Annotated in this window: 26 protein-coding genes and 4 pseudogenes; 16 read left to right on the top strand and 14 right to left on the bottom strand. The window is 49.7% G+C overall.

The window, feature by feature from the left end:
* Positions 1-10: 10 nt before the first annotated feature.
* From KWG61_RS05080 to KWG61_RS05065, 4 genes and pseudogenes are all read right to left on the bottom strand, one after another.
* Positions 11-360, bottom strand: a pseudogene (locus KWG61_RS05080) (PTS glucose transporter subunit IIA); the annotation flags it as partial.
* Positions 344-1573: a S9 family peptidase gene (locus KWG61_RS05075; RefSeq protein WP_242745140.1), complete on the bottom strand. Its 1230-nt coding sequence runs from the start codon at positions 1571-1573 to the stop codon at positions 344-346. The gene KWG61_RS05075 and the pseudogene KWG61_RS05080, both read right to left, overlap by 17 nt.
* A 20-nt stretch (positions 1574-1593) precedes the next feature.
* A complete protein-coding gene (locus KWG61_RS05070) occupies positions 1594-2001 on the bottom strand; it encodes a hypothetical protein (RefSeq protein WP_242745138.1) in 408 nt (135 codons plus the stop codon).
* Positions 1998-2267, bottom strand: coding sequence for a hypothetical protein (locus tag KWG61_RS05065; protein WP_242745137.1), 270 nt, complete (start codon positions 2265-2267; stop codon positions 1998-2000). Before KWG61_RS05065 ends, KWG61_RS05070 begins: the two co-directional genes overlap by 4 nt.
* 1203 nt (positions 2268-3470) lie before the next feature.
* Between KWG61_RS05065 and KWG61_RS05060 the strand changes: the two genes are divergently transcribed.
* From KWG61_RS05060 to KWG61_RS05040, 5 genes are all read left to right on the top strand, one after another.
* Positions 3471-4781, top strand: coding sequence for a hypothetical protein (locus KWG61_RS05060; RefSeq protein WP_242745136.1), 1311 nt, complete (start codon positions 3471-3473; stop codon positions 4779-4781).
* A gap of 53 nt (positions 4782-4834) precedes the next feature.
* Positions 4835-5122, top strand: a complete 288-nt coding sequence (locus tag KWG61_RS05055; protein WP_242745135.1) for a hypothetical protein — start codon at positions 4835-4837, stop codon at positions 5120-5122.
* Between the two features lie 415 nt (positions 5123-5537).
* A complete protein-coding gene (locus tag KWG61_RS05050) occupies positions 5538-5960 on the top strand; it encodes a hypothetical protein (protein ID WP_242745134.1) in 423 nt (140 codons plus the stop codon).
* 137 nt (positions 5961-6097) lie between these two features.
* The gene (locus tag KWG61_RS05045) at positions 6098-6346 is read left to right on the top strand and encodes a hypothetical protein (RefSeq protein ID WP_242745133.1); all 249 of its coding nucleotides are present in this window, start codon (positions 6098-6100) and stop codon (positions 6344-6346) included.
* 55 nt (positions 6347-6401) lie between these two features.
* Entirely contained in the window at positions 6402-6644 is a 243-nt protein-coding gene (locus KWG61_RS05040) for a hypothetical protein (RefSeq protein WP_242745132.1), read from the top strand.
* Positions 6645-7053: 409 nt separating this feature from the next.
* On the opposite strand, the gene KWG61_RS05035 is transcribed toward KWG61_RS05040, so the two are convergent.
* A complete protein-coding gene (locus KWG61_RS05035; protein WP_242745131.1) occupies positions 7054-7476 on the bottom strand; it encodes a hypothetical protein in 423 nt (140 codons plus the stop codon).
* A gap of 68 nt (positions 7477-7544) precedes the next feature.
* On the bottom strand, positions 7545-7775 hold the full coding sequence (locus tag KWG61_RS05030) for a hypothetical protein (RefSeq protein WP_242745130.1): 231 nt from the start codon (positions 7773-7775) through the stop codon (positions 7545-7547).
* 348 nt (positions 7776-8123) lie between these two features.
* On the opposite strand from KWG61_RS05030, the gene KWG61_RS05025 reads away from it, so the two are divergent.
* The 6 genes from KWG61_RS05025 (at position 8124) to KWG61_RS05000 (ending at position 11492) form a co-directional block, all read left to right on the top strand.
* Positions 8124-8519, top strand: a complete 396-nt coding sequence (locus tag KWG61_RS05025; RefSeq protein WP_242745128.1) for a hypothetical protein — start codon at positions 8124-8126, stop codon at positions 8517-8519.
* Positions 8520-8729: 210 nt separating this feature from the next.
* The gene (locus KWG61_RS05020) at positions 8730-9029 is read left to right on the top strand and encodes a hypothetical protein (protein WP_242745127.1); all 300 of its coding nucleotides are present in this window, start codon (positions 8730-8732) and stop codon (positions 9027-9029) included.
* A 37-nt stretch (positions 9030-9066) separates the two neighbouring features.
* On the top strand, positions 9067-9378 hold the full coding sequence (locus tag KWG61_RS05015) for a hypothetical protein (RefSeq protein ID WP_242745126.1): 312 nt from the start codon (positions 9067-9069) through the stop codon (positions 9376-9378).
* A complete protein-coding gene (locus tag KWG61_RS05010) occupies positions 9359-9673 on the top strand; it encodes a tetratricopeptide repeat protein (protein ID WP_242745125.1) in 315 nt (104 codons plus the stop codon). Before KWG61_RS05015 ends, KWG61_RS05010 begins: the two co-directional genes overlap by 20 nt.
* A gap of 152 nt (positions 9674-9825) precedes the next feature.
* Complete coding sequence (locus tag KWG61_RS05005) at positions 9826-10617, top strand: tetratricopeptide repeat protein (protein ID WP_242745123.1); 792 nt, start codon at positions 9826-9828, stop codon at positions 10615-10617.
* Positions 10545-11492 (top strand): tetratricopeptide repeat protein, encoded by a 948-nt coding sequence (locus KWG61_RS05000; RefSeq protein WP_367614335.1) that lies wholly within the window; start codon positions 10545-10547, stop codon positions 11490-11492. The genes KWG61_RS05005 and KWG61_RS05000 overlap by 73 nt, the downstream gene beginning before the upstream one ends.
* Positions 11493-11668: 176 nt before the next feature.
* On the opposite strand, the gene KWG61_RS04995 is transcribed toward KWG61_RS05000, so the two are convergent.
* From KWG61_RS04995 to KWG61_RS04990, 3 genes and pseudogenes are all read right to left on the bottom strand, one after another.
* Positions 11669-12277, bottom strand: a complete 609-nt coding sequence (locus KWG61_RS04995) for a glycoside hydrolase family 3 N-terminal domain-containing protein (protein WP_242745121.1) — start codon at positions 12275-12277, stop codon at positions 11669-11671.
* Between the two features lie 17 nt (positions 12278-12294).
* A complete protein-coding gene (locus tag KWG61_RS16005) occupies positions 12295-12426 on the bottom strand; it encodes a hypothetical protein (protein WP_256460791.1) in 132 nt (43 codons plus the stop codon).
* Positions 12427-13221: 795 nt separating this feature from the next.
* A pseudogene (locus KWG61_RS04990) lies at positions 13222-14464 on the bottom strand (IS256 family transposase).
* A 1365-nt stretch (positions 14465-15829) separates the two neighbouring features.
* On the opposite strand from KWG61_RS04990, the gene KWG61_RS04985 reads away from it, so the two are divergent.
* The 5 genes and pseudogenes from KWG61_RS04985 (at position 15830) to pstB (ending at position 19441) form a co-directional block, all read left to right on the top strand.
* Positions 15830-16729 carry a substrate-binding domain-containing protein gene (locus tag KWG61_RS04985; RefSeq protein ID WP_230267718.1) on the top strand — a complete coding sequence of 300 codons (900 nt, stop codon included), beginning with the start codon at positions 15830-15832 and terminating at the stop codon, positions 16727-16729.
* Between the two features lie 24 nt (positions 16730-16753).
* The gene (locus KWG61_RS04980; protein WP_242745120.1) at positions 16754-17293 is read left to right on the top strand and encodes a PstC family ABC transporter permease; all 540 of its coding nucleotides are present in this window, start codon (positions 16754-16756) and stop codon (positions 17291-17293) included.
* On the top strand, positions 17185-17793 hold the full coding sequence (locus tag KWG61_RS04975) for a PstC family ABC transporter permease (protein ID WP_242745118.1): 609 nt from the start codon (positions 17185-17187) through the stop codon (positions 17791-17793). The genes KWG61_RS04980 and KWG61_RS04975 overlap by 109 nt, the downstream gene beginning before the upstream one ends.
* Before the next feature lie 78 nt (positions 17794-17871).
* The gene (gene pstA, locus KWG61_RS04970; RefSeq protein WP_367614334.1) at positions 17872-18681 is read left to right on the top strand and encodes a phosphate ABC transporter permease PstA; all 810 of its coding nucleotides are present in this window, start codon (positions 17872-17874) and stop codon (positions 18679-18681) included.
* A pseudogene (gene pstB / locus KWG61_RS04965) lies at positions 18678-19441 on the top strand (phosphate ABC transporter ATP-binding protein PstB). The gene pstA and the pseudogene pstB overlap by 4 nt, the downstream one beginning before the upstream one ends.
* Before the next feature lie 998 nt (positions 19442-20439).
* On the opposite strand, the gene KWG61_RS17120 reads toward pstB, so the two are convergent.
* The 5 genes and pseudogenes from KWG61_RS17120 to KWG61_RS04945 all read right to left on the bottom strand — a co-directional run bounded on the left by KWG61_RS17120 (position 20440) and on the right by KWG61_RS04945 (position 23377).
* Complete coding sequence (locus KWG61_RS17120; RefSeq protein WP_367614333.1) at positions 20440-20544, bottom strand: hypothetical protein; 105 nt, start codon at positions 20542-20544, stop codon at positions 20440-20442.
* Positions 20528-20875: pseudogene (locus tag KWG61_RS04960) on the bottom strand (DDE-type integrase/transposase/recombinase); the annotation flags it as partial. The pseudogene KWG61_RS04960 and the gene KWG61_RS17120, both read right to left, overlap by 17 nt.
* On the bottom strand, positions 20776-21258 hold the full coding sequence (locus KWG61_RS17115) for an IS3 family transposase (RefSeq protein WP_367614332.1): 483 nt from the start codon (positions 21256-21258) through the stop codon (positions 20776-20778). The gene KWG61_RS17115 and the pseudogene KWG61_RS04960, both read right to left, overlap by 100 nt.
* 10 nt (positions 21259-21268) lie before the next feature.
* Positions 21269-21706 carry an HTH domain-containing protein gene (locus tag KWG61_RS04950; protein ID WP_242743897.1) on the bottom strand — a complete coding sequence of 146 codons (438 nt, stop codon included), beginning with the start codon at positions 21704-21706 and terminating at the stop codon, positions 21269-21271.
* Positions 21707-22141: 435 nt separating this feature from the next.
* The gene (locus tag KWG61_RS04945; RefSeq protein ID WP_242745114.1) at positions 22142-23377 is read right to left on the bottom strand and encodes a hypothetical protein; all 1236 of its coding nucleotides are present in this window, start codon (positions 23375-23377) and stop codon (positions 22142-22144) included.
* Positions 23378-23424 lie beyond the last annotated feature (47 nt).

Below are 23424 nucleotides of genomic sequence, written 5' to 3'. Positions count from 1 at the left end.
ACTTGCGGTCCAGGCGCAGAATCGGCTGTCCGCATTTAACTTTGGACCCTTCGCTGGCGAGAACTTCAAAGCCTTTCCCGCGCAGTTCGGACGTTCCAAATCCGACATGTACATAGACTTTTTCCCCGCCTCGGTTTCCAGACCGAAGGCGTGGCAGGAACTGGAAATCAGGCACAGCGTTCCCGCACTGGGGGCACAGATCAGGTCTTCGGCCGGTTCAAGCGCAATGCCTTCGCCATACATTCTGGCCGCATACACCGGATCCGAAACGAGATTCAGCGGAATCGTCCGTCCGCTGACCGGCGCGTATAAGCGGCGATCCGGGGTACGGCGTTCCTTGCGTTTAAAGTTTGGCTTCATATTCAGTATTTCCTTTTAAGTAGCTGTCCATCCAGCGGGTAATTTCTTCCAGCCGGCGAATCCGGTTATTCCCTTTGCCGGAGCGGGACAGTTCATGATTTTCCTGATGAAAAACAACCATGCGGGCCGGTACGCCCTGATGGAGCAGACCATTGAAGATCTGATAGCCCTGTTCAAGCGGGCAGCGATAATCCTCATCCGAATGAAGAACGAGCGTCGGCGTTTTGGCGCCGGCGATGTATTTCATCGGCGAATGATCCCAAAGCACGTCGGCCTGATCGAGACCTGCCCCGATCTGATCTTCGGTAAAGAACGGACCGATGTCGCTGGTCGACCAGAACGAAATCCAGCTGGCAATGGAACGCTGCGTGGCTGCTGCCGCAAACCGGTCTGTATGCGTGATAATCCAGTTGGTCATAAAACCGCCGTAGCTTCCGCCCGTCACGCCAAGACGAGCCGGATCGATCTGCGGGACGGCATCCAGTACCGCATCGGTGAAAGTCATCAGATTTTCATAATCGATCGTTCCGTATTTACCGCGCAGATCGGCATAGGCGTTTCCCTGACCATCGCTTCCAAACGGGTTGCAGAAGAAGACGAAATAGCCGCGCGATGCCCACACCTGCATTTCATGGAAGAAAACCGTTCCATACACCGCTTTAGGTCCTCCGTGAATATCGAGAATCGCGGGGTATTTTCGATCTGCTGAAAAGTCATATGGATAGAGGACCCAGCCCAGCTGGGCGCTGCTTTCATAGCCGGTATAAAACACCGGACGGGCGGCTGCGACGTATTTGTCCTTCAGCGCGTGCTGGAAATCGGAGATCTGCACCACATCGCCCTCTTCCATCATGAAGAGCTCCTGCAGACCGCCGGGTTTTGCCCCGATGAAGTACGTTCTTCCCTGCGAAAAGCCAAAGGCGTGAATTGTGCCGGGCCATTCGAGAACCTGATGCAGACTGCCGTCTTCAAAGCAGAACAGATTGTTGTGGCTGACGATCGTCGCGCTCATGAACAGGCGGTCCTGATCTTCGCAGATCCAGTTGCCGCCAAGCGCTGCACAGTCCGTGGTGACAGAATTGCCGACGCTCTCGTCAAAGTCCATGACTTTTTCCAGAACGCGCGTATGCAGATCGAGCGCGTAAAGATCCGGGTTTTCATTGAGCCCGTACGCTTTTCCGTCGGTTCCAAACAAATACAGGCGGTCCTTCATGCCGTTAAGCGAACTGATGCTCAGATTCGTTCTGGCCAGAGATACAAGCAGGCGCGTTTTCGGATCGTATTCGAAAATCTCATCCTGGAAAAATGCGGGAGTACGCCGCAGGGCGCTGCGGAAAAATACAGCTTTTCCTCGTAAATCGTCATCGCGGAAATTTTGAGATTTTCACCCGCTGGATCGTACAGTTCGCCGGTTTTCGTATTATAGGCGTAGATCAGCTGGCGCTTGCCGGACGTAAAGCCCGATCCGTTTTCCTGCCAGGGCGACTCGGTCAAAACCTCAACGTTGCCTCCCTTAATGGGATCGAGATCGTTGAGATCAAACTGAGCGAGAAAAAGCAGAATATTCTTTCCGGCAAAACCGATCAGCGAAAGAAGCGGAAAATCAAATTCCCTTTGCGGCAGAGCTTCGCCGCCTTTCAAAGACAGGGAGTACAGCCGGCTTTTTTGCTTTCCGGTTCCTTCTGGAAAAACCAGATCGTTCTCGCATCCTCAAAGACAAAGGAGCTCACGTCCCGGCCGCTGGTCAGCTGCTGGATTTTCGTTCCTTTGCACAGCATCAGATCCTTGCGATACGTATTGGTTTTCTCATCAAGAACCGCCCGCATGAAGACAACGTTCTTGCCTTTGGTTTTGAGCAATCCGTAAAAGGAAAAGCTGTAAAGATCAGAAATTTTTACTGGTTTCATATCCGTCACGCCTCAATTCGCCAGTCTCTGCATGTCGTAAGGGCAGCGACTTCATTCGTTGATCGCAGAAGTCCCGGTTTTCCCTGCACCCGAATTTCCAGCAGGAGAGTGAAAATTCGCATTCCGACAGGAAATTATTTTACCCGTCTGCAGAAGCAGGGATAAATCAGACAGGGGTCTGCGGTTGATTTCAATTATATCTGTCCTTATCCCTTTTTCCAATTCGCCTTCCCGGCGGCAGCCCTCGTCCCCGAATCCAGAAGAAAGAAGCCTGGAAAGCAGGATCGGAGTGCCGGGGTGCCGCAGACAAAGATTCGAAAAAGACAGGATTCCAGAAAACCATCTTCTGCTTCCAGAACCGGATCCGTTTTCCATTCCCCGGCTCAGCGATCACCAGTCCATAAGCCCCTCTGCATGCAGCCTTTCACAGGCTGCCCGGATACGGAATTCTCTGCATGGCGGCACCATCCTGTCTTCCGCATTTCTTCCTGTACGGTCTGAAAAGGCTGGATTTGTACTTAAAGATCGACCGGTTATACGGATTCTCAAGCCAAATTTTCTTCCGATTTCCTCTCGTAAAATTCAGTTAGGCCCCCTTCTCGTACATTGTCTTCTTTCCATTCGAACCAGGATTGTCTGCGCAGGTCTAAAGGGGGCACCGTAATGAAATCGAGAGTCAACTTTCTTGTCACAGATTCATCCCATTCCTATCCAAAAATCTATTTCACAACGCATCCCGCGGACTTCCCCGCCTGTTTTGAAGAAATCGTGCAGGATCTTTTTCGTCTGCTGAAATGCACCATCTACTTTGATTCGGATCCGGACCATCCAGGGATGCAGAGAACTTTGTTTTTGACCTGACGCAGATGAATCTGATCGTCATTCCTGCGACCTGGCGTTTCCTGACGGAAGAAAACCTTGCTTTCTCTACGGTTTTTCACACTGCACAAAAGAAACATATTCCTCTTCTTCCTCTTCTTACTGATGCATCGCTTGCCAGTCTGTTCAATGAAAAGTGCGGGAATCTTCAGGCACTTTGTCCCCACAGCCAGAATGACACGGGAATTCTGTATACGAAAAAGCTGCAGAACTATCTGGAAGCTCTGTTTCCAGCAGAACAGGAAATCCAGGAAATCCGACAGACTTTTTCGCACTGCATTTTTCTTAGCTATCGAAAAAGATCGGAAACACGCGCAGGCGCTCATGCAGGTTATTCATGAAAACGAAAGACTGGTCGATACAGCCATCTGGTATGACGAATTCCTCACACCCGGAGAAGATTTCAATACCTCCATTCAAAATCGAATAGAGAAAAGCGACCAGTTTGTGATGGCGATGACTTCCCATATGGTCTGCGAGAAAAACTATGTCCAGCAAATTGAATACCCGTTCGCACAGAGCCTGAACAAAGCAATCCTTCCTGTTCTAGTTTCTGGCGATCCGCTCGATTTGAAACGTCTTAAGGACGCATTTCCTCAGCTTCCTCCCGTTTATGAAATGAATCGAGCAGCGCTTTATCCGCCGCTGTCTTCCCTGATGGGCAAGATCGAAGACCTGGATGCAAAGCGCCTCTATTGCCTCGGTCTGGCGTATCTGAACGGCATCGATGTCGAAATCAATTATGAAAAAGGCGTGCGTATGATTGAGCGTGCTGCCCAGCGTGATGAATTGCGGGCGATACGCAAACTGATCGCCATCTATGAAGAAGGCCTGGGTCTTCCGAGCAATTTACCTGAGGCGATCTTCTGGACAAAGAGGCTGGCTGCCCTTGATCCCTGTGAAGAAGCCTTCCAGAAATGCGCAGAGCTTTCCTTCAAAAACCGTCAGTTTGATCAGGCGAAAGAATACATCCTTGACGCACTCCATATTCTTCATCGGGAAAAGAATGCACTTCATCATGGTCAGAAGGCTATGCCCCGCTCTTATGAACGCCAGAAAACAGACTGGATTTCTCTTGAAGCCGCGCTGCTCAATCTGCTCGGCGACATCGATCTGGAAAAAGACGATCTAGAGCAGGCAGAGGCAAACTATAAACGCGCTCTTCAGATGAATTACGATCTTGTCTATGACCTTCCCGCCAGACCGGCGCTGCAGAGTCTTTCCCATTCTCTGCTTCATATGGGAAATCTATACAGGAAACTGAATCGGTCTTCTTCAGCAGCCAAATGTTTCCAGCGTGCCATCGAGATCTGCGCGCGTATGGCAAAGGATATTGACATGCCAGAAATTTTAAGCGATCTGATGATGGCTCTCGAGGGGATGGCTCAGGTATCTCTGCATGAAAACCGCAGAGCAGAAGCCAGAACCTATGCACGCCAGGCGGTGCAAATAGCCTGGCAGACTGTCCGCCGTCTCGAAAACGGCGAGACCCTCTCCCAACTGACCCGCGTTGTGCTTTTGCAGGAAGAACTTTTGAACAGGATCACGACTGGCTGGAGGCACAGGTGTGCAGCGAGGAGGCTCTGCAAGCCAGCGAGAAAGGAATCCTTCTTGCCAGAACGCAGAGGACACTGACCGCTCGTCTGAATGCTCTTTTAATCACTTCCAGACTTTTCAAAGTACAGGGCATGGGAAAAGAAGCCGAACAGATAGGATGGCAGGCGACACAGACTGCGCGTGAGCTTGAACTGGTAGAAGACCGATCCGAAGCCTGGAGCCAGCTTCTAAAGTGCCTCAGGGAACTGGCAGATATCAGTCTGATTCAAGCAAAATCCAGTCAGGCAAGAGAATATGCCAAAGAAGGTCTTAAGCTCGCCAGAAAACTGAACCGTACCGACGCTTCCCTGCTGTCTGTTCAATATTCCATATTTTTCTCAGTCTGCTGGGGACCATTCCTGTCCGTTGTGAAGAGATAAGCTACTCTGTGCGCTGCTGTAAAGAAGCAATCCAGCTCATCCAAGACAAAATGCCAAATCCTGAAGGGGAGCTTCTGTCCCTCCTGGGACTTCTCGAAGAACAGACAGGCAATCTCTATCGAAGCGACAGTCAGCCCGAAAAAGCCGCTGATCACTTTCAGAACGCTTATAAAATTCAGGAGCGCCTCCTGGGGCAGAAAAGTTTCCAGGAAGATTTGAGACTTCTTGATGACCTGGTTTTCTTATTGGACAGCATGGCTGGGCAAAAGCATCAAGTGAATCCGTCAGAACCGTATGTCCCTTCCGATCGTAGAAGGCTTTCTGAAGACACCAGCAGCCGGCAGGCTTTGTGTGCCAAAGCAATGGCCCGTCTGCAAGATAAACTCGTCGAAATTTATCAAGGAGGAAAAATAATATGGAACAAACCATCGAAGCCCGTCAGAAAGCGTTTGAAGCAAGAAAACAGGCTGCCAGACTTGAGCCAAACCAGTCCAGCCTTCACGATCTGGCGTTCAGTGCCAATGAGCTGAGGCGTTTTTATACCAGCAGACACGACTTTGAGCAGGCACTCTACTATGGCGAAGTGTGCGCTGCAGCGGCGGGCGAACTTGTAAAGCTTTGCAATGACTGTGAGAATCTGAACTTTTATTCTCAGATTCTCGGCGTCCTGGCCGCTTACTACGACAAGCTGAACCGTGTGGAGTCCATGAGGAAAGCCATGGAGCTGGAGTACAAAGCAGAAAACGAAATCGCAGATCGATTCCCAGATTCGGAGTCGCTGACGCGTCTGATTCGGATTGCAAGCCAGCTTCGAAGCCATTACGAGGATCAGGAATAGCTCAAACAAGCGTCGGATTATGGAATGAAAGCCGTCGAAACCGCTCGTACGCTTGTCCAGCTTGCCCCTTCCGACACCCCCTGCTTTATCTGGCTGCGGTTCTGAGTGATCTGGGAAATCTGCGAAAGAAACAGAACATGCTGGAAGAGGCACAGGATTTATACCAGGAGTCGCTTTTACTCCATCTGCGGCGCTATGAAGCCAGTTCTTCGCCCGAAACCTGTAATTCGGTTTTGATCAGCATTCAAATTCTCGCGGATTTAAACGAAAAACAGAATCATCTCAATGCCGCCGAATCTTATTGTAAACAAGGGTACGAAACTGCTCGAAAATGCATTAAGCAGAGCGAGAATCCCGAAACTCTGAGCTGGGCATCGACCTTTTGAACAGCCTGGCTCGAATTTCTGCGGCGAAAAAGACAAAGATGCCGCGTGCCAGTATATGGAGCAGGCCGTCGAAATTGATCAGAGAAATGTGGCGGTCAAAGAAACACTTCCCTCACTTCAGACTCTCGCCGCGAATCTGGAAAACCTTAGCCTGATCTATGCGGCTCAAAGGCACTTCATTCGTTCGCGAAATGTCGACAAACAGCTTAGCCAGATCCAAACGCGAATCAAAAACTCGAAAAATCCTCTTCCTGATAGGAAAGGGCTGGATCGCCTGATTCAAAGCGCCCGCTTTTAAGGCCGTTTCCCTCTGCACAAAAACAGAACCTCTGCTTCGAATACGGCTTTGACAGGCAAAATCGATACAGGGATTCTGTTTCCTTCTTTTCATTTTTCGCCACGCCTAAACGGATTCCCGAGCCGGCAAAAACGAAGAGATCGGATCCTTTGCCTTCCCGTACACGAACGTACGTCCACTTAAACCGGATTGATCTGCCGGCATTTTGTCTTTTCCGTATCGTCACGATTGGAAATTCACATTTGGCAAGATGAGCTTGAACGGTTTTTCGTCGTCATCACAGACGGCTTTTTATCAAACGGCTGATACGCTTCCATGATTTTTTCCATTCCCGTTTTGCAGCCCTCAGACAGCTGAAGCTGGTCAAAAACATCGGCGAGTTTTGGATTTTGGCAGATGGAAAAGCCGTTCAGAATATCTTTTGCTCAATCCCTGGCATCATACTGTCAACAGACAGAAATTCAATTCGATCCTCGTACATGCGAATGAAGGATCTGGGACTGAAGGTATAGTCGCGGTGAACGATCAGACTCAAAAGCGCTTCTTGAAGTGCAGCTTCCGGATAATCCCGTACATCAATGCGCAGCAGCTTTTCAAAGGTCGAATGCGTCTGGTTACAAAAATCGAGAAATGCATACGCATCGTTCATCTGCTGGCACAGGGATCCTCCAAACTCGCGTCGATCTCTGGCGATCGCACTGGTAACGCCCTGAAAGACACCCATGTGAATCGTATGTTCACACTGATCGGAAAGAAGCAGACCGAGATTGGTGAAAAGGCCGTTCGGATCGGTAAGCTTCAAAGTCCGCCTCTGCGTGGCATCGAACTTCACATTTCTGCGTGCAAATTCCTCTTTGCAGCCTTAAAGGTCAGATTCTGGTTTGCGCAAGGATGGCATTCCTAGCTGTCCTTGCCGGTTTCATGAATCCTGTTTCGATGTACGGAATCCGATCTTGGGACATTGACGCACGCCTCTCTTACAAAAGCACCTTCTGGCCGCATCTCCTTTTCGATCGAAAAAGAAGACCGCGCCTTGCCCCGATCCGTATTGGTGAACCCCATGATTCCTTCCCGGATCTCCTCCGCAGGCGTTTCTTTCCGTTCTGCTGGTTCTCTATCTTTAACAGCCATATATTTTCCTCTCGCTTATTCTGCTTCTATTTTACAGCGAGCCGGAAATATGTTTTCTCCCTTTTGAAAACGTGACAATCTGGCTGTGCATAAACTCCGGCCTCCAAATTATGAGCAAACTTTTTCTTAGCGGCATTCACAGATCACAATGCGAACTCAGGCTGCCAAGCTGGGGCGAAATTCATTTCAATCCTTTGTCGGGAATCGAAATGCAAACAGATTCGTCTCTTCCCTTTGTCTAAGACCGAACACTTTTCTTTTCGAATTCAGAACGTTCTGAACCATTCTTGATCGGCTGCACAGTCAAAAGAGATAATCCCCACAGAAAAAGAAATCGATGGCAGCTCCATGAACATCAGAAAAGCCGTTTCAGAGGATCTCGATGCAGTCGAAAAATATACCAAGAAATACATACTGCCCAAGAAGAACAGAGGCGGAAAACCGGATGGATTCGAGGCGCCCATCCAGCTCCAGCGACCGCCAGGGATGCGATCGAGCATGGATGTGGTGAGCTTCGACTTGATACAAACGAAAAGAACACGGCCCAAAGCCATGTACGACAAACACGGTTATACCGAAACGGGTATTGTACCGATAGAGTTCAATGGTATTTCCGGCGTTAAACTCGTACTGCTCGAAAAACACTCAGGCAAGCAGCTCGTCTTCCTTCGTTCTGACAAAGCGAAAAAGTGCGGTTCAACCTCCGCACCTATTCCAGAGCGGTTATCGAAAACAGCCGCCTAGAAAGGGAAGCTCTATGAAATCTGAACAGAATTTCTCTGGTGCCATCGAATATCGGCCAAAAATCTACATCTCTGCCCACCACGATGATTTTGCACTTTATTTTGATCGTCTTTCCAATGATCTGTTTCAGACGGGGAATGCATCATTTTCTATGATCCGGATCCCGAGCATCCCGAAGATCTGGAGAACTTCGATTTCGACCTGTCCCAGATGAATCTGATCGTCATCCCGATTACTTACAATTTTCTGTTCAAGGACTGTGTGGCCTTTTCCAAAGTTTTTCAGACGGTCTGCGACAGACATATTCCGTTTCTGCCGATTCTGACCGATCAGAATCTGGCGGACGCCTTTAATCAAAAATGCGGATCGCTTCAGGCACTCTGTCTGTATTCGTCGGATCCAAGTGAAATCTCCTATGAAACGAAACTGAGAAAATTCATGGATTCATTTTTCCTGAACAAAGAGCAAATCGAAGAAATACGCAGCGAATTTTTAAATACATTTTCTTAAGCTACAGAAAGAAGGACCGGAAAAGGCGCAGGAGCTGATGAAGCTCATACACCAGGATCCGCAGTTTGCGGACACCGCCATCTGGTATGACGAATTTCTGTCTCCTGGCGAAGACTTTAACGCTTATATTCATCGTGCGCTGGAAAAAAGCTGCCTGTTTACCATGGCCGTGACCTCCAGCCTGGTTTTGGAACCGAACTATGTTCAGGCAATTGAGTATCCAGAAGCGCGGAAACTGAAAAAACGATCGTTCCGGTTCAAATGCAGGGGAAGATATTTCTCTGGAACAGCTGAAGGGACCTTTCCCGGAATTGACAAGCCTGTATGCGATGGATTCAGCGGTTCTTAAAGACCAGCTCAGTGCGGCTATGCGATCTTCTCTGGATGAAGATCCCCGCCATCTCTATAGGATCGGTCTAGCCTATACACAGGGAATCGATGTAGAAATCGATTACGAAAAAGGGATTGATCGGATCGAGCAGGCGGCTTCACAAAACTATCTTCCCGCAATTCAGGAGCTGATGACCATTTATTTCTACGGTCGCGGAACGTCCGTCGATTTAAGCAAAGCCGTTCACTGGGCAAAAAGAATGCCCAAATCAAAGAAGACGAAATTTCCTTATCCTTCGCTGCTTCGTTTCTAGAGGAAAATTTCCAGCTTGAGGAAGCGCAGACGTACTATTCCAGAGCGCTGTCGTTCATCGAGGACAAGCTTCCGACAGGTCAGGACCTGGATTCCCGCAATGCTGATTTGTCCAGAATACATCCATTAACGGGGAAACAGGCCGCTTACTATATGGAATGTCATTGCTTTGTGCTTAAAGGTCTTGGCAGGGTTCTGTTTAAACAGAACCGCCTGGAAGAAGCGAAAGAGGATGTTTTAACCGCTCTAGAAATCGAACAGCGTCTTGTCGCAGCTCAGTCCTCCTTGCGCACATTGCAAAATCTAGCCGATGTGCTGGATACGCTCGGGATTGTCTGCACGGCGGCGGATCAGCTGAAAGAGGCACAAGGATATTTCTTAAGCGCTCTTGAAATCCGACAGGAACTTGCCGAGTCTCAGCCAACGAGCAGAACGCTGCGGGATTACTCCATTTCTCTGGACAAAATGGGGTCTCTCTGTCACGACCTCAACCAGCTCGAAGAAGCAGAAGAGTATTTGCGAGAAGCTTTGGAAATCAATCAGCATCTCGTAAAGCTCCACTCGGCGCCGCTGCTCCAGCAAAATCTAAGCCTTTCTCTGGAAAAGATGGGATGGCTTTGCATGGACAAGTGGCAGATGAAAGATGCGTACGATTTTTTCCTTCAGTCTTTGAAAATCCAGCTGCAGCTTTCCGAGTCACAGCCAACGCCGCAAATCCTGAAAGATCTGTCCATCGCTTACGATAATCTGGGGTATCTTTCCAACAATATGCATCAGCTGGATCAGGCATACCGTTTTTCTATAACTCTTCGAAGATTCGCCTGCAGCTTGCCAGGCTTCACCCAACCCCGCAGACACAGCGCGATCTATCCATCGCTTTTCAAAATCTCGGATGTCTTTTCAAAGACAGGAAAAATCTGGAAACGGCAGAGAAATTTTTCTTAAAGTCTTTAGAGATTCTCAAACAGCTTGACGAGTCGCAGCCATCGCTGCACATACGGCGCGATCTGTCTGCCGCTTTTCAAAACCTGGGAAACCTTTACAAAGATCGAAACCAGCTCGAACTGGCCAAAGAACAGTTCCTGAACGTTCTGGAAATCCGGCAGCAGCTCGCCAAGGATGGCTCCGTGCCGGCAAGACTGTACGATCTGTCCGTCGCTTTCGAAAGCCTTGGTCTTGTGTGCAAAGAAATGAACGAGCTGGAAGAGGCGAAAGCGTATTTGCTAAACGCTGTAAAAATCCGGCAAGGACTGGCAGACGATCATGCAATACCCCAAACACAGCTCAATCTGGCTGACGCTTTCGAAAATTTAGGAGATCTTTATGAGGAATTGAATCAATTGAATCTTTCTCTGGAGTATCTCTTAAAATCGGTAAAACTCAGGCAGGAGATCGCAAACCCATATCCATTTCCTGTTCCCCTGAACCTTCTAGCCGCCGCTTTGCGGAAGGCGGGGCGGCTTTGCAGCGAAATGAATCAGCTGGAAGAGGCCTATGCGTTTTGCTTAAAATCTGTCGAAATCCGACAGCAGCTTGTCGAACAGTGTCCTGAGCCGGCGGGCTTATACAAGCTCTCCTGCTCTTTGGAAAGTCTCGGTATCGTATGTTCCGCGTCCAGTCAGTTTGAAGAAGCACGAACCTGCTTTCTAAGATCTTTGGAAATCCGGCAGCAGCTTGCGGATGAATTTGTCGCCCCGCCTGTGCTCCGTATTCTGGCCATAACCCTGAACAATCTGTGTTATGTCTGCAGAAAGATGAACCTGCCTGAAGAAGCGCGAGAGTACTTCAGAAGAGCCGAAAGGATCTCTCAAAATCTCTGAAACCAGACAGACAGGCTTCTCTCCAATAGCCTTTCTTGAACGCCTTTGCCCAGGCCAAGCCGCTTAGCTTTTGGACGAATACGCCTTATTCTCAGATATTGATCTGCAAGAATAAGATATCTAACATACACCCCCGCAGATTCACGGCTGCATTGGCCGTAGATCTGCGGGGGTGCTTATGAAGCGTTCCTTACTGGTTTTCTGAGTTGGAAGACGTTTCCGCTGCGGTACTTGTTATAGGAAGACATCACGCCAATAGCCGCATCGCTGCGAACGGCGGATTCGAATCCAGCCAGATACGTTTCATGAAGCGTCTGTTCATCCACTTCTACGTTCGTGTTGGATCCCGGGTTCGCGTTCTGTGCAAACGCACCGTAATGTTTCAGGACGGCGATGCCGCCTTCGCTGGTCATGCCTTCGACCAGATCGTCCGCGAGAGCGGATAGCAGCGTCGAATCTTCGCCAAGCTGGTCTTTTGTACAGGCGAACTGCGGCTGACGCTGAATGTCGAGCTGCGCGGAAAGCATCATGGATCCGCCGATCGCCTGATTTTCTCTGGAAACGACTTCACCGTAGAGGCGGGCCATTTCTTCGCTCCATGTTGCGGCGAGCATCTGTTCCTGCGGCGGGTTGGTTGTATCTTCCGTATACAGCAGTCCAGCCGGACCGTCGTACATTTTGATGGTCGGCACGCCCAGACGCGGGCAGCCCACAAGAGCACCGGCATTTCCCTCATTGCCTGTTCCGTTGCTGCCCATGAACGCGAATTTTTCTTCGCGGGTCATGGTTTTGACCAGAGCGTCTACTTTTTGCTGATTTCTGCATCATCCGTCATCGGAATGACCAGATCCCGGGAGTAGACTTCCGGGAAGCTGACTGCCTCGTCATTGCCCTGTGCAAGAACGGGCATCGCCGCCGCTGCGCTTACACCCATCGCTCAGGGGACCATCGATACCGCAAGAGCCAGTCGAATTGCATTCATTTTCTCTTTTTCATGTTTATCTCCACTTGCCTGTCGGCTTCTGTGCGAACGAGCACGACTTACGCAAAGTGGATTTCCGCTATCGAAAGCGCATCACGGCAGGAGACAAAAAGACCTGAAAACCAGTCTAAAGAAACCTTGCAGACGATGAAAAATACTTCTCGCCTGGAGACATCCATACGGATTTGTTTCTTTAAATCGAGCTTTCAGGTCTTGTTTATCTGAATTGTGATAATACACCCTGCGTAAGTGATGCTCTTTCGATAACACCTTACAAGCACAAGATAGGACAGCGCTTACATTCCGTCACCCCTTTTTTGAAAATGGTGCTATTTTTTCTCATTTCCCTTTGCCTGCGGCGTTTTTGCTGCGTTTGTCCCCTGCGCCATCCCGATTTTTTACTTTCCTTTTCCGTTTCCCGTCTTCCGGATGATCTCATACGGCTCAAGGAGTGCAGCCTCGACGTCCCCAGGGCAGGGGTATGTCAAATCCTTTGTGTAAATTCGTTTTTAGTTGTTGAAACATTTGCTCGTGCCGAAGAACCAAAACACTTCACTGAATGGTGAGCGCTTGAAAATTTCTGAAGCGGCCCTTTATAGCGGGCGCCCCCTGCTAGACTTGTGACGTCCCTGCCAGGGTGGCATTTTTCGACGGCGGGGACGTCTTCAGGGAGTGCAGGGGAGCGGGGACCCGCTGTAAAGGGTTTAAGCGGAAGAAAATTTCATGAGCGGCTCCTCGATCTGATTCTTACTTGGCTGAGTATTTCTCCAATCTGGCGCTCAGCCCCTCTTCACACAGAAGCTGATTCCGGACGATTGACCAGTTCGGTACTGTCCGTCCCCGCCACTTCTTCTCAAGCTCTACGATACGCAGATACAGGGCTTTATAAACCGAATCTTCGCTTGGGAACGAGCCCTTTTTCGTTACTTTTCGCAGGCTTGAGTTGACCGACTCGATCGCATTGGTTGTATACATTATCTTTCTGACTGCGCTGCCGTAGTTAAACAGCTGCAGCACATGATGAAAGTTTCGTTCCCAGACGTTTACAGCGCCATGAAAGCCGCTCCATTTCTCCTTGAATTCCTCGAAAGCCGCCTCTGCTTCCTTAGCGTTCAGAGCGCTATAGACTTTCTTAATGTCCTTACAGAAACTAGCTCTTTCTTTTGCAGGAATATATTTTAATGAATTACGAAGCAAATGGACAATACACCGCTGCACAATCACATTCGGGAATACAGCTTTGGCTCCGCCTTCAAGACCTCTAACTCCATCCATGGACAGGAAGAAGATATCTTCTACGCCTCGGCTCTTCAGCTCGTCAAAAATCTGCATCCAGAAGTGTTTGGATTCGCTTTCGCCAATCCAGATGCCAAGGATGTCTTTATGGCCTTCGGTGTCATAGCCTAAGACGACATATACAGCCTGTTCTTTTGCACCACGTTCAGTTTTTACTGACACATAAAGGCAATCTACAAAGACGAAGGGATAGCACTGCTTCAGGGGACGATTGCGCCATTCATCGACGACAGGGTAAACGCGGTCTGTGATGTTTGAGATCGTATCCGCAGAGACCGAAAAGCCATAGATGTCCTGAATGATAGCGGAGATGTCGCGCTGCGACATTCCCTGCCCATACATGCGCAGGATCTTATTCTCGATATCGGAGATATCCCTGCTGCCTTTAGGGACAGCCTGTGGCTCAAATGTTCCGAGGCGATCACGAGGAACACGCAGATCCAGTTCGCCCTGGGAAGATTTCACGGTCTTTTCAGAATAGCCGTTGCGGCGATTCTCAGTCGTTTTCTTGGCGTGTGACCCACTGGTATAACCCAGATGCGAATCCAGCTTGGAACATCTGTTCCAGCACAGGGCCGAAGATCGATTTGATGATGTCAGAGGCTTCCTGAAACGACTGTGGCTGATATTCCTTAATGATGGTAGAAGCAATTTGTTCCTGAACTGTAGGTGCAGATTTGGCTTTACGTGGTATAAAAGGTCTCCTTGTATAGATTCGTCCGGCTTTGAACGGATTGTATCAGGCAAAAGCCTTGATGGAATATACACAAAAAACCTTACACTCTCCTTGTAGACCATCACTTTGTCGACCATCGCTCTGTAAAACGATGGACCGCGAGTGAGGTAATGGGAGGAAGGAGCCCCTTCATCTTCTAGAGCTGAGCGAAGCGCGCTGCCGGCGCACACGTCCATTCGGGTTAAAAACGAAGAAGCCAGATTCTCACCGGAGCTGCATTGGCCACATCGATGAAATCACCGGCGAACTGGTCCCTGACCACCCTCGTTCGAAAAACAGAACGTCCGTCACTAACCCTGAGCAGTCGTCCCAATATTCGGCTAAAAAGACTGGAAATTATCTGTTTATAAACAAATCCGCATCCGCCCAGGAATCTGGATTACTTCAGTGCCTTCAGGATGTTTTTCCAGTCGAATGGCCCTATATCATGACCTGCTGTCAGTACCTGTGCAAAGAAGGCCGACCGCTCTATCGGGCGGAGCGCTGGTCGGTCCACAACACAACCTGTCCTGGGCAGCCGCTCTCATCTCAGCACATCAGTGAACTCCTTCCTGTTTTGAATCCAGCCAGGCAAAGAGAGTTTTTCAGAGCCTGGATTGAGCGGAATCAGGCCAGGGAATACTTCGCTCTTGATATCACCAGCGTATCTTCCTTTTCGGAGCTGATCAGTATGGTGAAGTATGGATATACCCGCGCGTTCGCGTTTTCTGCTTTGAGCACTATTGCTGTCTATATGGATATGGTCTGGGGTACAGTCTTTGTTTTTACACGATCAAAGCCCTGCAAGAGGAGCCGAAGAATGCACCGGTCCAGAGTCCTGGCCAGTTCATCTGCAAGGAGTACCATCCGCCCAAACCGGAAATCCGATCGGCATCGGCTCTGATGATCCGATAAATGCAGATTCATGAAAAATCCGGGTGCTGTTTTTACCTTCCTGTAAATTCAGCACCGGTTTTCTGCTCTCTTTAATCAGAACTTTACAAGCTGCATGTCTGTGGGCGGTCTTTGAAGGGGAGTGCTGAAGAAACTGTCGATACGGGGACGAACTAAAAGGCTTTCAGGCTGCCTGCTGTTCTTCAGGCGGTCTGTACGGTCTGCCCGGCAGGACGGCTGCGGCTGATCAATGTCGACCTGGCCGTTCAAAACAGCTTTATCTATCATGATTTTCAACCGACAGGCGAAGCGTTCCGCATTCCGGAATTCTTCGCCTTTTTCTTTGCTTCGATTTATCCAGGACTTTACATCCGTCTTTCTGCTTCTTTACACGGCATTGCTATACTGAAGCCGTCTTCAGAAAAGATAGAAATGAAAAGAGGCAAAACGATGAAAACAACCTTCAAATCCATTCTTACCGCCGTTGCGGCGGCTGCCGCCCTGAATCTGGCGGCTTGCTCTTCGAACAGCACGGGGAGTAATGCTTCCAGTGGCGGCAGCAGCACCCAGAACACTCCGGCTGCCATTGCGGTCCTGACCAGGGAAGACGGCAGCGGAACACGCGGCGCGTTCACCGAGCTGTTCAAACTGGAAGAAAACGGCGAAGATCTGACACGAGCCGATGCGGAAGTCACCAACTCGACAGCGGTCATGCTTACTACTGTCGCGCAGAACCCGAGTGCGATCGGCTACATCTCACTGGGCAGCCTGAACGATTCGGTCAAAGCCGTCTCGATCGACGGCGTAGTTCCTTCGGTCGATACCGTCATTGACGGGACCTACACGGTCAGCCGTCCGTTCCTGGTCGTCCAGAAAGAGGGTAGCGACAATCCGCTTGCCGCAGACTTTGAAAAGTTCCTGCTGTCCGAAGACGGCCAGGCGGTCATCAGCGAGGCCGGCTATGTTCCGGTTGAAGCGGATGGCGTTTACACCGCAGCCGGCATGTCGGGAGAAATGACTGTAGGCGGATCGTCTTCGGTTACCCCGGTTATGGAAAAACTCGCCGAAGCGTACCAGTCTCTGAATCCGGATGCACAGATCGCGGTTATGCAGACCGATTCCACTACCGGTGCATCGAGCACAGCCGAAGGCGTCTATGATCTTGGCATGCTCTCGCGAGAGCTCAAGCCGGAAGAAGAAAGCCAGGGTCTGAAAAGTATCGTCATTGCCAGAGACGGCATCGCAGTGATCGTCAATCCGTCCAATACGGTGGACTCCTTGAGCGCCGATCAGGTCAAAGAGGTCTATTCCGGCAAAATCGAGGACTGGAGTGCTCTTGAATCCAAGTAAATCCGCAGACAAGGAGAGTCTTTTATGAGCAATGCAAAACGGGAAACCGGAATGAAGTATGTCTTTGCCGCCTGTGCTGCGGCTTCGATTCTGTGCGTCTTTCTGATCTGCTGGTTTCTCTTCTCAACCGCCCTGCCGGCGATCGCGAAAATCGGCCCTGTCAATTTTCTCTTCTCGTCGGACTGGGCACCAAGTGAAAACCGGTTTGGCATCCTGAGTATGGTCGCCGGCACGCTCTATATGAGTGCCGGAGCACTTATCCTGGGCGTACCGCTTGGGGTCCTGTGTGCCGTCTTTCTGGCTTATTACTGCCCGAAGAAACTGTATGAACCGTTCCGGTTTGCGATCAGCCTCCTGGCCGGTATTCCGAGTATTGTCTACGGCTTCTTCGGCCTGACGGTCCTGGTCCCTCTGATTCAGAAATGGACCGGATCGGCATCGGGCAAAGGCATCCTGTGCGCGTCGGTGCTTCTGGCCATGATGATCCTGCCCACAATCGTTTCACTCAGCGAAAGCGCGCTGAAAAAGTCGATCCGGCCGTCTATGACGGCAGCCGGGCCTTAGGTGCAAGCCATGACCATACGGTCTTCTTCGTCTGTCTGCCGGCTGCGGCCTCAGGCATTCTGAGTGCGATTGTCCTGGGAATTGGCCGTGCGGTCGGAGAAACGATGGCGGTTATTATGGTCGCCGGCAATGCGGCTGTTCTGCCTGACAGTCTGCTCAGTCCGGTCCGGACACTGACCACCGGCATTGTTCTGGAAATGTCCTATGCGAGCGGTCTGCACCGTGAAGCGCTGATCGCTATGGGAGCGGTCCTGTTTGTACTGATTCTTGGCATCAACCTCTGCTTTATGTCTCTGAAGAAAAGGAGTGCAGATCATGAATATACCCTTGTCCTCTCTGTCTGCCCGCTCATCCGGATCATCCGGATCTTCTATCCGCTCTGCTCATTCCGTCAAACGGCCGGTGCAGGCTACCATCAAACGCCTTCCGGCCAGTCCATCGATCCAGGAGTATACCGCACAGAGCAGCAGCACCCTCGCTCTGCCGGCTGGACAGTTTGACATCCCTCGTCCGTCTGTTCCGGCAAAAGAACAGAAAAAGCCGCTTCCGCTCAGTGAGGGAAAGCCGATGTTTCCGGTCTGATCCTCCGTGCGCTGACCTGGCTCTACGCGGGCGCCGGCTTTCTGATCATGGCATCCATGGTCATCTACATTCTGTTTACCGGCGTACCGAATCTCAGCGCTTCGCTGTTTGCCTGGACCTACACCACCGACAATGTGTCGATGATGCCGGCTATTATCAATACGGTTTTAATAACTGTCCTTACCCTGGCCGTCTCTTTGCCGATCGGCATCGGTGCAGCAGTCTATCTGGAAGAATATGCCCCCAGAGAATCTCGATTTGTTTCGCTGGTCAGTGTGGCTGCCGAAACACTCGCCGGCATTCCATCGATTGTCTTTGGTCTTTTCGGCATGCTTCTCTTTGTGACCCGGATGCATCTTGGTCTCTCGCTGCTCTCCGGCGTGCTGACGCTCGCCGTTCTTGTCCTGCCGCTCGTTCTGCGCACCGCCCAGGAAGCCCTGCGGGCTGTGCCGGATTCGATGCGCGAAGCCAGCTATGCCTTAGGTGCCGGAAAGCTGCGTACGATCTTTAAAGTCCTTCTGCCTCAGGCGGCCGGCGGTATCTTCTCCGGTATCCTGTTAGCCTCCGGACGTATTGCGGGCGAATCGGCTGCGCTGATCTATACGGCTGGCACGCTGGCCAAACCGGCCTTTGATCTGATGAGCCCTGGCGCTACGCTCTCCGTTCATATGTACAAACTGCTCAATGAAGGTCTCTATATGCCGCAAGCTTCCGCTGTCGCGGTGGTTCTGCTTGTCCTGTGTATTATCATGAACCTTGGGCAGATGCTCATCTGCAAGAAAATGACGAAAGGATCGATCGCATGAACCAGTCCAGTCCTATTGTTCTCAAAGCGCAGGATGTCAGTGTCTTTTATGGCCCCCAGCAGGCCCTGCATTCTGTCTCCATGGAGATTCCCCGCAACTCGATTACCGCACTCATCGGTCCGAGCGGCTGCGGCAAGTCAACCTTTCTTCGCTGTCTCAACCGGATGAACGATCTGATCGTGCACTGCCAGGTCAAAGGACAGATCTTTCTGGAAGAGGAAGACATCAGCGGAAAGATCAATGTCAACCGGCTGCGCAAGCGCGTGGGCATGGTCTTCCAGAAACCCAATCCGTTTGATATGAGCATTTTTGACAACGTGGCCTACGGCCCCGGACAGCCGGGATCAAAAACCGGACCCGTCTGGAAGAGATTGTCGTCGACGCTCTAAAGCAGGCCTCTTTGTATGACGAGGTCAAGGACAATCTGAAAAAGAGCGCTCTCTCCCTCTCGGGCGGACAGCAGCAGCGCCTGTGCATTGCCCGCGCTCTGGCGGCTGAACCGGAGATTCTTCTGATGGATGAGCCGACGAGCGCGCTGGATCCGATTTCCGTAGAGCGCATTGAAGAGCTCTGCCTGCGGCTGAAAGAACGCTATACCATCATCATGGTCACGCACAATCTCCAGCAGGCGATGCGGATTGCCGATCAGACCGCATTCTTCTACCAGGGCGAAATGGTCGAGTTCGGCGATTCGAAAACCCTGTTTACTCATCCCTCCCAGCAGAAAACCAAAGACTACGTCACCGGCCGCTTTGGATGATCGGATTACCGGCTGTTCGGTCGATGCGTATATCATTCGGTCCTCCTGCTGAAGTCACTCGTTCAATCAATCATTCATGGTCTGATCGACCGGAATGCCGGCCAGACTCCAACGGTCCTGTTTTATGAGCTGTATGTATACGACAGCTCTTTTTCATTCATGGCGGTACGCAAGCGAACCGCCACCCTTGAGTCATGAAACGGGGATTCATTTCTCATGGATCCTGCGTAATAAATTCTACAGAGATAAGATAGGCAGCCGAGCGCGCTACGCAAATATGACTTTCTCCCTCTGGGCGTTTTTCTGGAGCTGACCGGATGGCAGATCGGAGCGTTCGAAACGAGGAGAGTTCCAGGAAGTCATCAAACCAGATGGAACAGTTCGCTGCAGCATCCTTGATGGCGCTTTTGCCTATCCGGTCGCCAATGAACTGCGCTCGGACTGGCTTGGCACTCCCCGTCCAGTGTGATGTGTGGAAACCGGAGTGGTCTATGAAGACTGCACGGAGGTTTCCCGGAAGACGGGTTGTTCCCGTGAAGGCATCAGAAAATGCTGCCGAGGAGTCCTCGCGACATCTGGTGGATACACCTGGGAGTACATATATGCCAAATAAACCAAAACCTCCCTGTGGCAGCTGTATTTGTTAGTTTAAAAGTGGCCATTTTCTCCCGAATATCGGTTTGAAGTGTACCCCATGTCAAGGACACGATAATTAGAGAGAACCCTTTGTTCGGACACGTTATCCCTGTTATCTGTTTGTCTGTTGTTTGAGCAGGATTTGTGAACAAATCCGATGAAGCGATGCGCTCAGAGTTTTTCTGAAGCGCTCCTTTACAGAGGGTTGCCCCTGGTACACTGCTGAGCCTTCAGCTGAATGGTGAACCATTCACTTTTCTGCTGAAGGCGGCTTTTGTGGGTCCAGGGGCAAGGGCCCACTGTCAAGGACGGTCCCGCAGGGACCGAGTGGAAGAAAAATTCTGCGCCCCCTTAAATCCCATTCATTCTGAAAGAGGATATCGGCCGGTTGTTACGTATTTGTAGAACTCATCTGGTGACAGCTTCGCCAGATCCCACTGATACCGCTCTTCATTGTAGTAGCGGATCTGCTCGTCCAGCAGCGAACAGATCTCCTGGAAAGTCCGGCACTTCCATATGGCCGAAGAAGCTTTCCTGAGGAGCGTTGTCCCAGCAGTTTCCTCTGCGTGACATCGACTGGCGCAGTTTCTTCTGACGGAGCAGTTCCCGAAACCCGACACTTGTGTAGTGACACCCCTGATCTGAGTGCACAATCACATCTGTTTCCAGCTCGTCTCCGTGATTCTCCACCAGCTGCTTTACTGTCTCCAGAACAAAGTCAACCTTGAGATTGTCGCTGACTCTGTAAGCCAGGACCTGTTTGGTGCAGGCATCAAGAATCGTTGAAAGATAGGCAAACTTCCCTGGTAAGGGATGTAAGTAATATCAGTCAGCAGGATCGTTCTGGGCCCGTGCTCTTCGAATTCCCGACGGACAAGGTTCTCACTGACATTGTCCGTACGCAGCGCCTTCGCCATACGGCGGTAAGGATTCGCTTTACGTATCGGACATTCCAGGTTGAACTTCCTCATGAGCCTCCGGATCTTTTTCATGTTGAACCTGATACTGGGGCTTTGATGGAGAAGGATCATCTGGATCTGTCTGGCACCGGCATGGCCGCGCGCTTTCCGGAAAGCCTGCAGAATCAGTTCGAAATCTGCTCTGTCCCGGGCTTCTCTTTGTTCACGGCTTTCTGTCTGAGCACACCAGCTGTAGTAACCTGAACGACTGACACCGTTCATTGCACACAGCTCAGTCACAGTCAGGACATTTTCCGGATCCATAATGACATCCTGAATCAGCGCGTATTTTGAAGCAGGCCTGTTCATCATGAGCGACCTGGCTTCCTCGAGTTCGCCAGTGCAATAATTTTTTTAGCGTATCGAGCTCTTTGCGCAATGCCCGGACTTCGCCTTCCAGTCTGGCTAATTCATCTCCTTTATCACCGGTCTTTTTCTGGCTCTGGGAGATGAGATAGGCAGTGTTGGACATTCTGCTCTCCCCGATGATTGCCGGATCATATCCGAGCTTCACAAAGATCTCCCGTGGAAGGCAGCCCTGGTTGTAAAGGCGAAGGAACTCGGCCTTGAATTCGTCAGTGAATTTGAGCGTGGTTGGAAAGACAGCCTTTGTGTATGGATTGGCTGCCAGAGCTGACATCTGTTCTTCGCTGAAGCGATTTCTGTTCATAATGGTCTCCTTTGGGGATTTCCGTCACGAACAGTATGCGGGCTGAAAGTGATCAGCGAAAGAACGTCGATTAGAAAGTGTCCGCAATTAGGGAACAGATCAAAACGATCGTCCAGTAGTTGGGGTCGCTGCTAATCGGGTGTCCTTGGAATAGGTTGACTCTAAAAAATTGTCCACTTTCTGGGGTACAGTTTATAGCGACAAGTCAGAAGTTGATAATTCAAAAGCTAACAGAACCTATATTGAAATAGAGAACTGCTAGCTTGAAATCGCGTTTTATATTTATAGTTAATATTGTTTAACATCTAGTTTAATCAGGAAGATCATCTATAACATCCATATCATAAATATCAATCAAAACAGTCATATCATGACTGCACGTGATTCGCACTGCATCCCCAATTTTGGGGATATAGCTATTTGATATAAAATCTTTCAGTTCAAAACAATAGACATTTTTGAAAGTGGAAGCTCAACATTTGATTCATCTGGAATAACAGTTATACAGAAATTCTTCTCTCCTGCTGATATTACATTTCCCGTTAGATAGTAGCCAGCTGATCTCCCGTGATCACCTATATACTGCACACCGAGTATTGTCAGAATGCATAACCCTATGACGGCTAATAGCTGAAAAATTAAACTTCTATCATTACCAGATAATTGTCGTCGCATAATTCGAGTTGACCTCCATTTTCCTGTTCCCCAACCATCATTTACTATGGTGTAGAATCCAGTGGAATTCGAACGATATCCATAACCAGTTACAAAATGGTTGGAATAGGTAGGGTGGTTAAACAGATTTAGAATATAGGGAGTTCCATAAGAATCCACACGACCAATAACATATTCGTCAGTATATCCGTCCAATCCACCGGAATGGCTTAACCCTTGAGATCCTATAAAGTTCATCATCTCAGTAGATACAGTTCCAGAATAAGCACCCGCATAACTTGAGTTTTTCATTTTGTTCCAAAGATGATTAATGAGAGAAACCCCATCACTACTTTCTAAACTACTTGGGACGTACCGGCCATTCCTATAAATGTCATACCACCGCACCAGCATCGCTGCTGCCACCGCTCCGCATCTGCCATCAGGATTATAACTATAGCTTGGAACGGTACCAGAAATTGTGTTATAAGCATTCATGATACGTCTAACAGACTTATCAGATCGGATAGATTGTTTAGACTCTAATTCTCTCGTCTCAATAGATTTAACCCTCATAATGAAGTTATCTGTATCTGTGAAAACCTCGTTCGATTTAACATCAATAAAACCATCTTCAGTGATTTCAAACAAGGATAGCGGCCCAGAATAGATATAATCATTATTCGAGAATGAATACTCATTTTCTTTTGACAGGCTAAACTCACAGATCAAGTCGTCTGTCAGATCATAGATTAAATATCCTCCCTGAGCAAAAGGAATATAATAATATCTGGGATTCTGATCTGAGTCATTAAGCGGCATAGTTTTTTCAAACAACAAATCCACTTCAAGTGAGGCTCTAAACTGTTGTAGCGTATTAGATTCCTCGAGAAAAGCATTGGCTGGAATGGGAATATCAAACGCTAATCCCTTTACAGCGATTACAGGTATAGAAGATACGAAAATCGAGAGTGAAATAGCGATATTCGCTAGTAACTTCTTAATTTTTGATCTCATAAATGTTTTCCTTTACGAAAATCAGGCTTTGTTTTATTCCTTACGCT

The sequence above is a fragment of the Allobaculum sp. Allo2 genome, from assembly GCF_022701175.1.
GTDB lineage: Bacteria > Bacillota_I > Bacilli_A > Erysipelotrichales > Erysipelotrichaceae > Allobaculum > Allobaculum fili.
The sequence above is the reverse complement of the archived record's forward strand: the minus strand, read 5'-3'. Positions and strand labels throughout refer to the sequence as shown.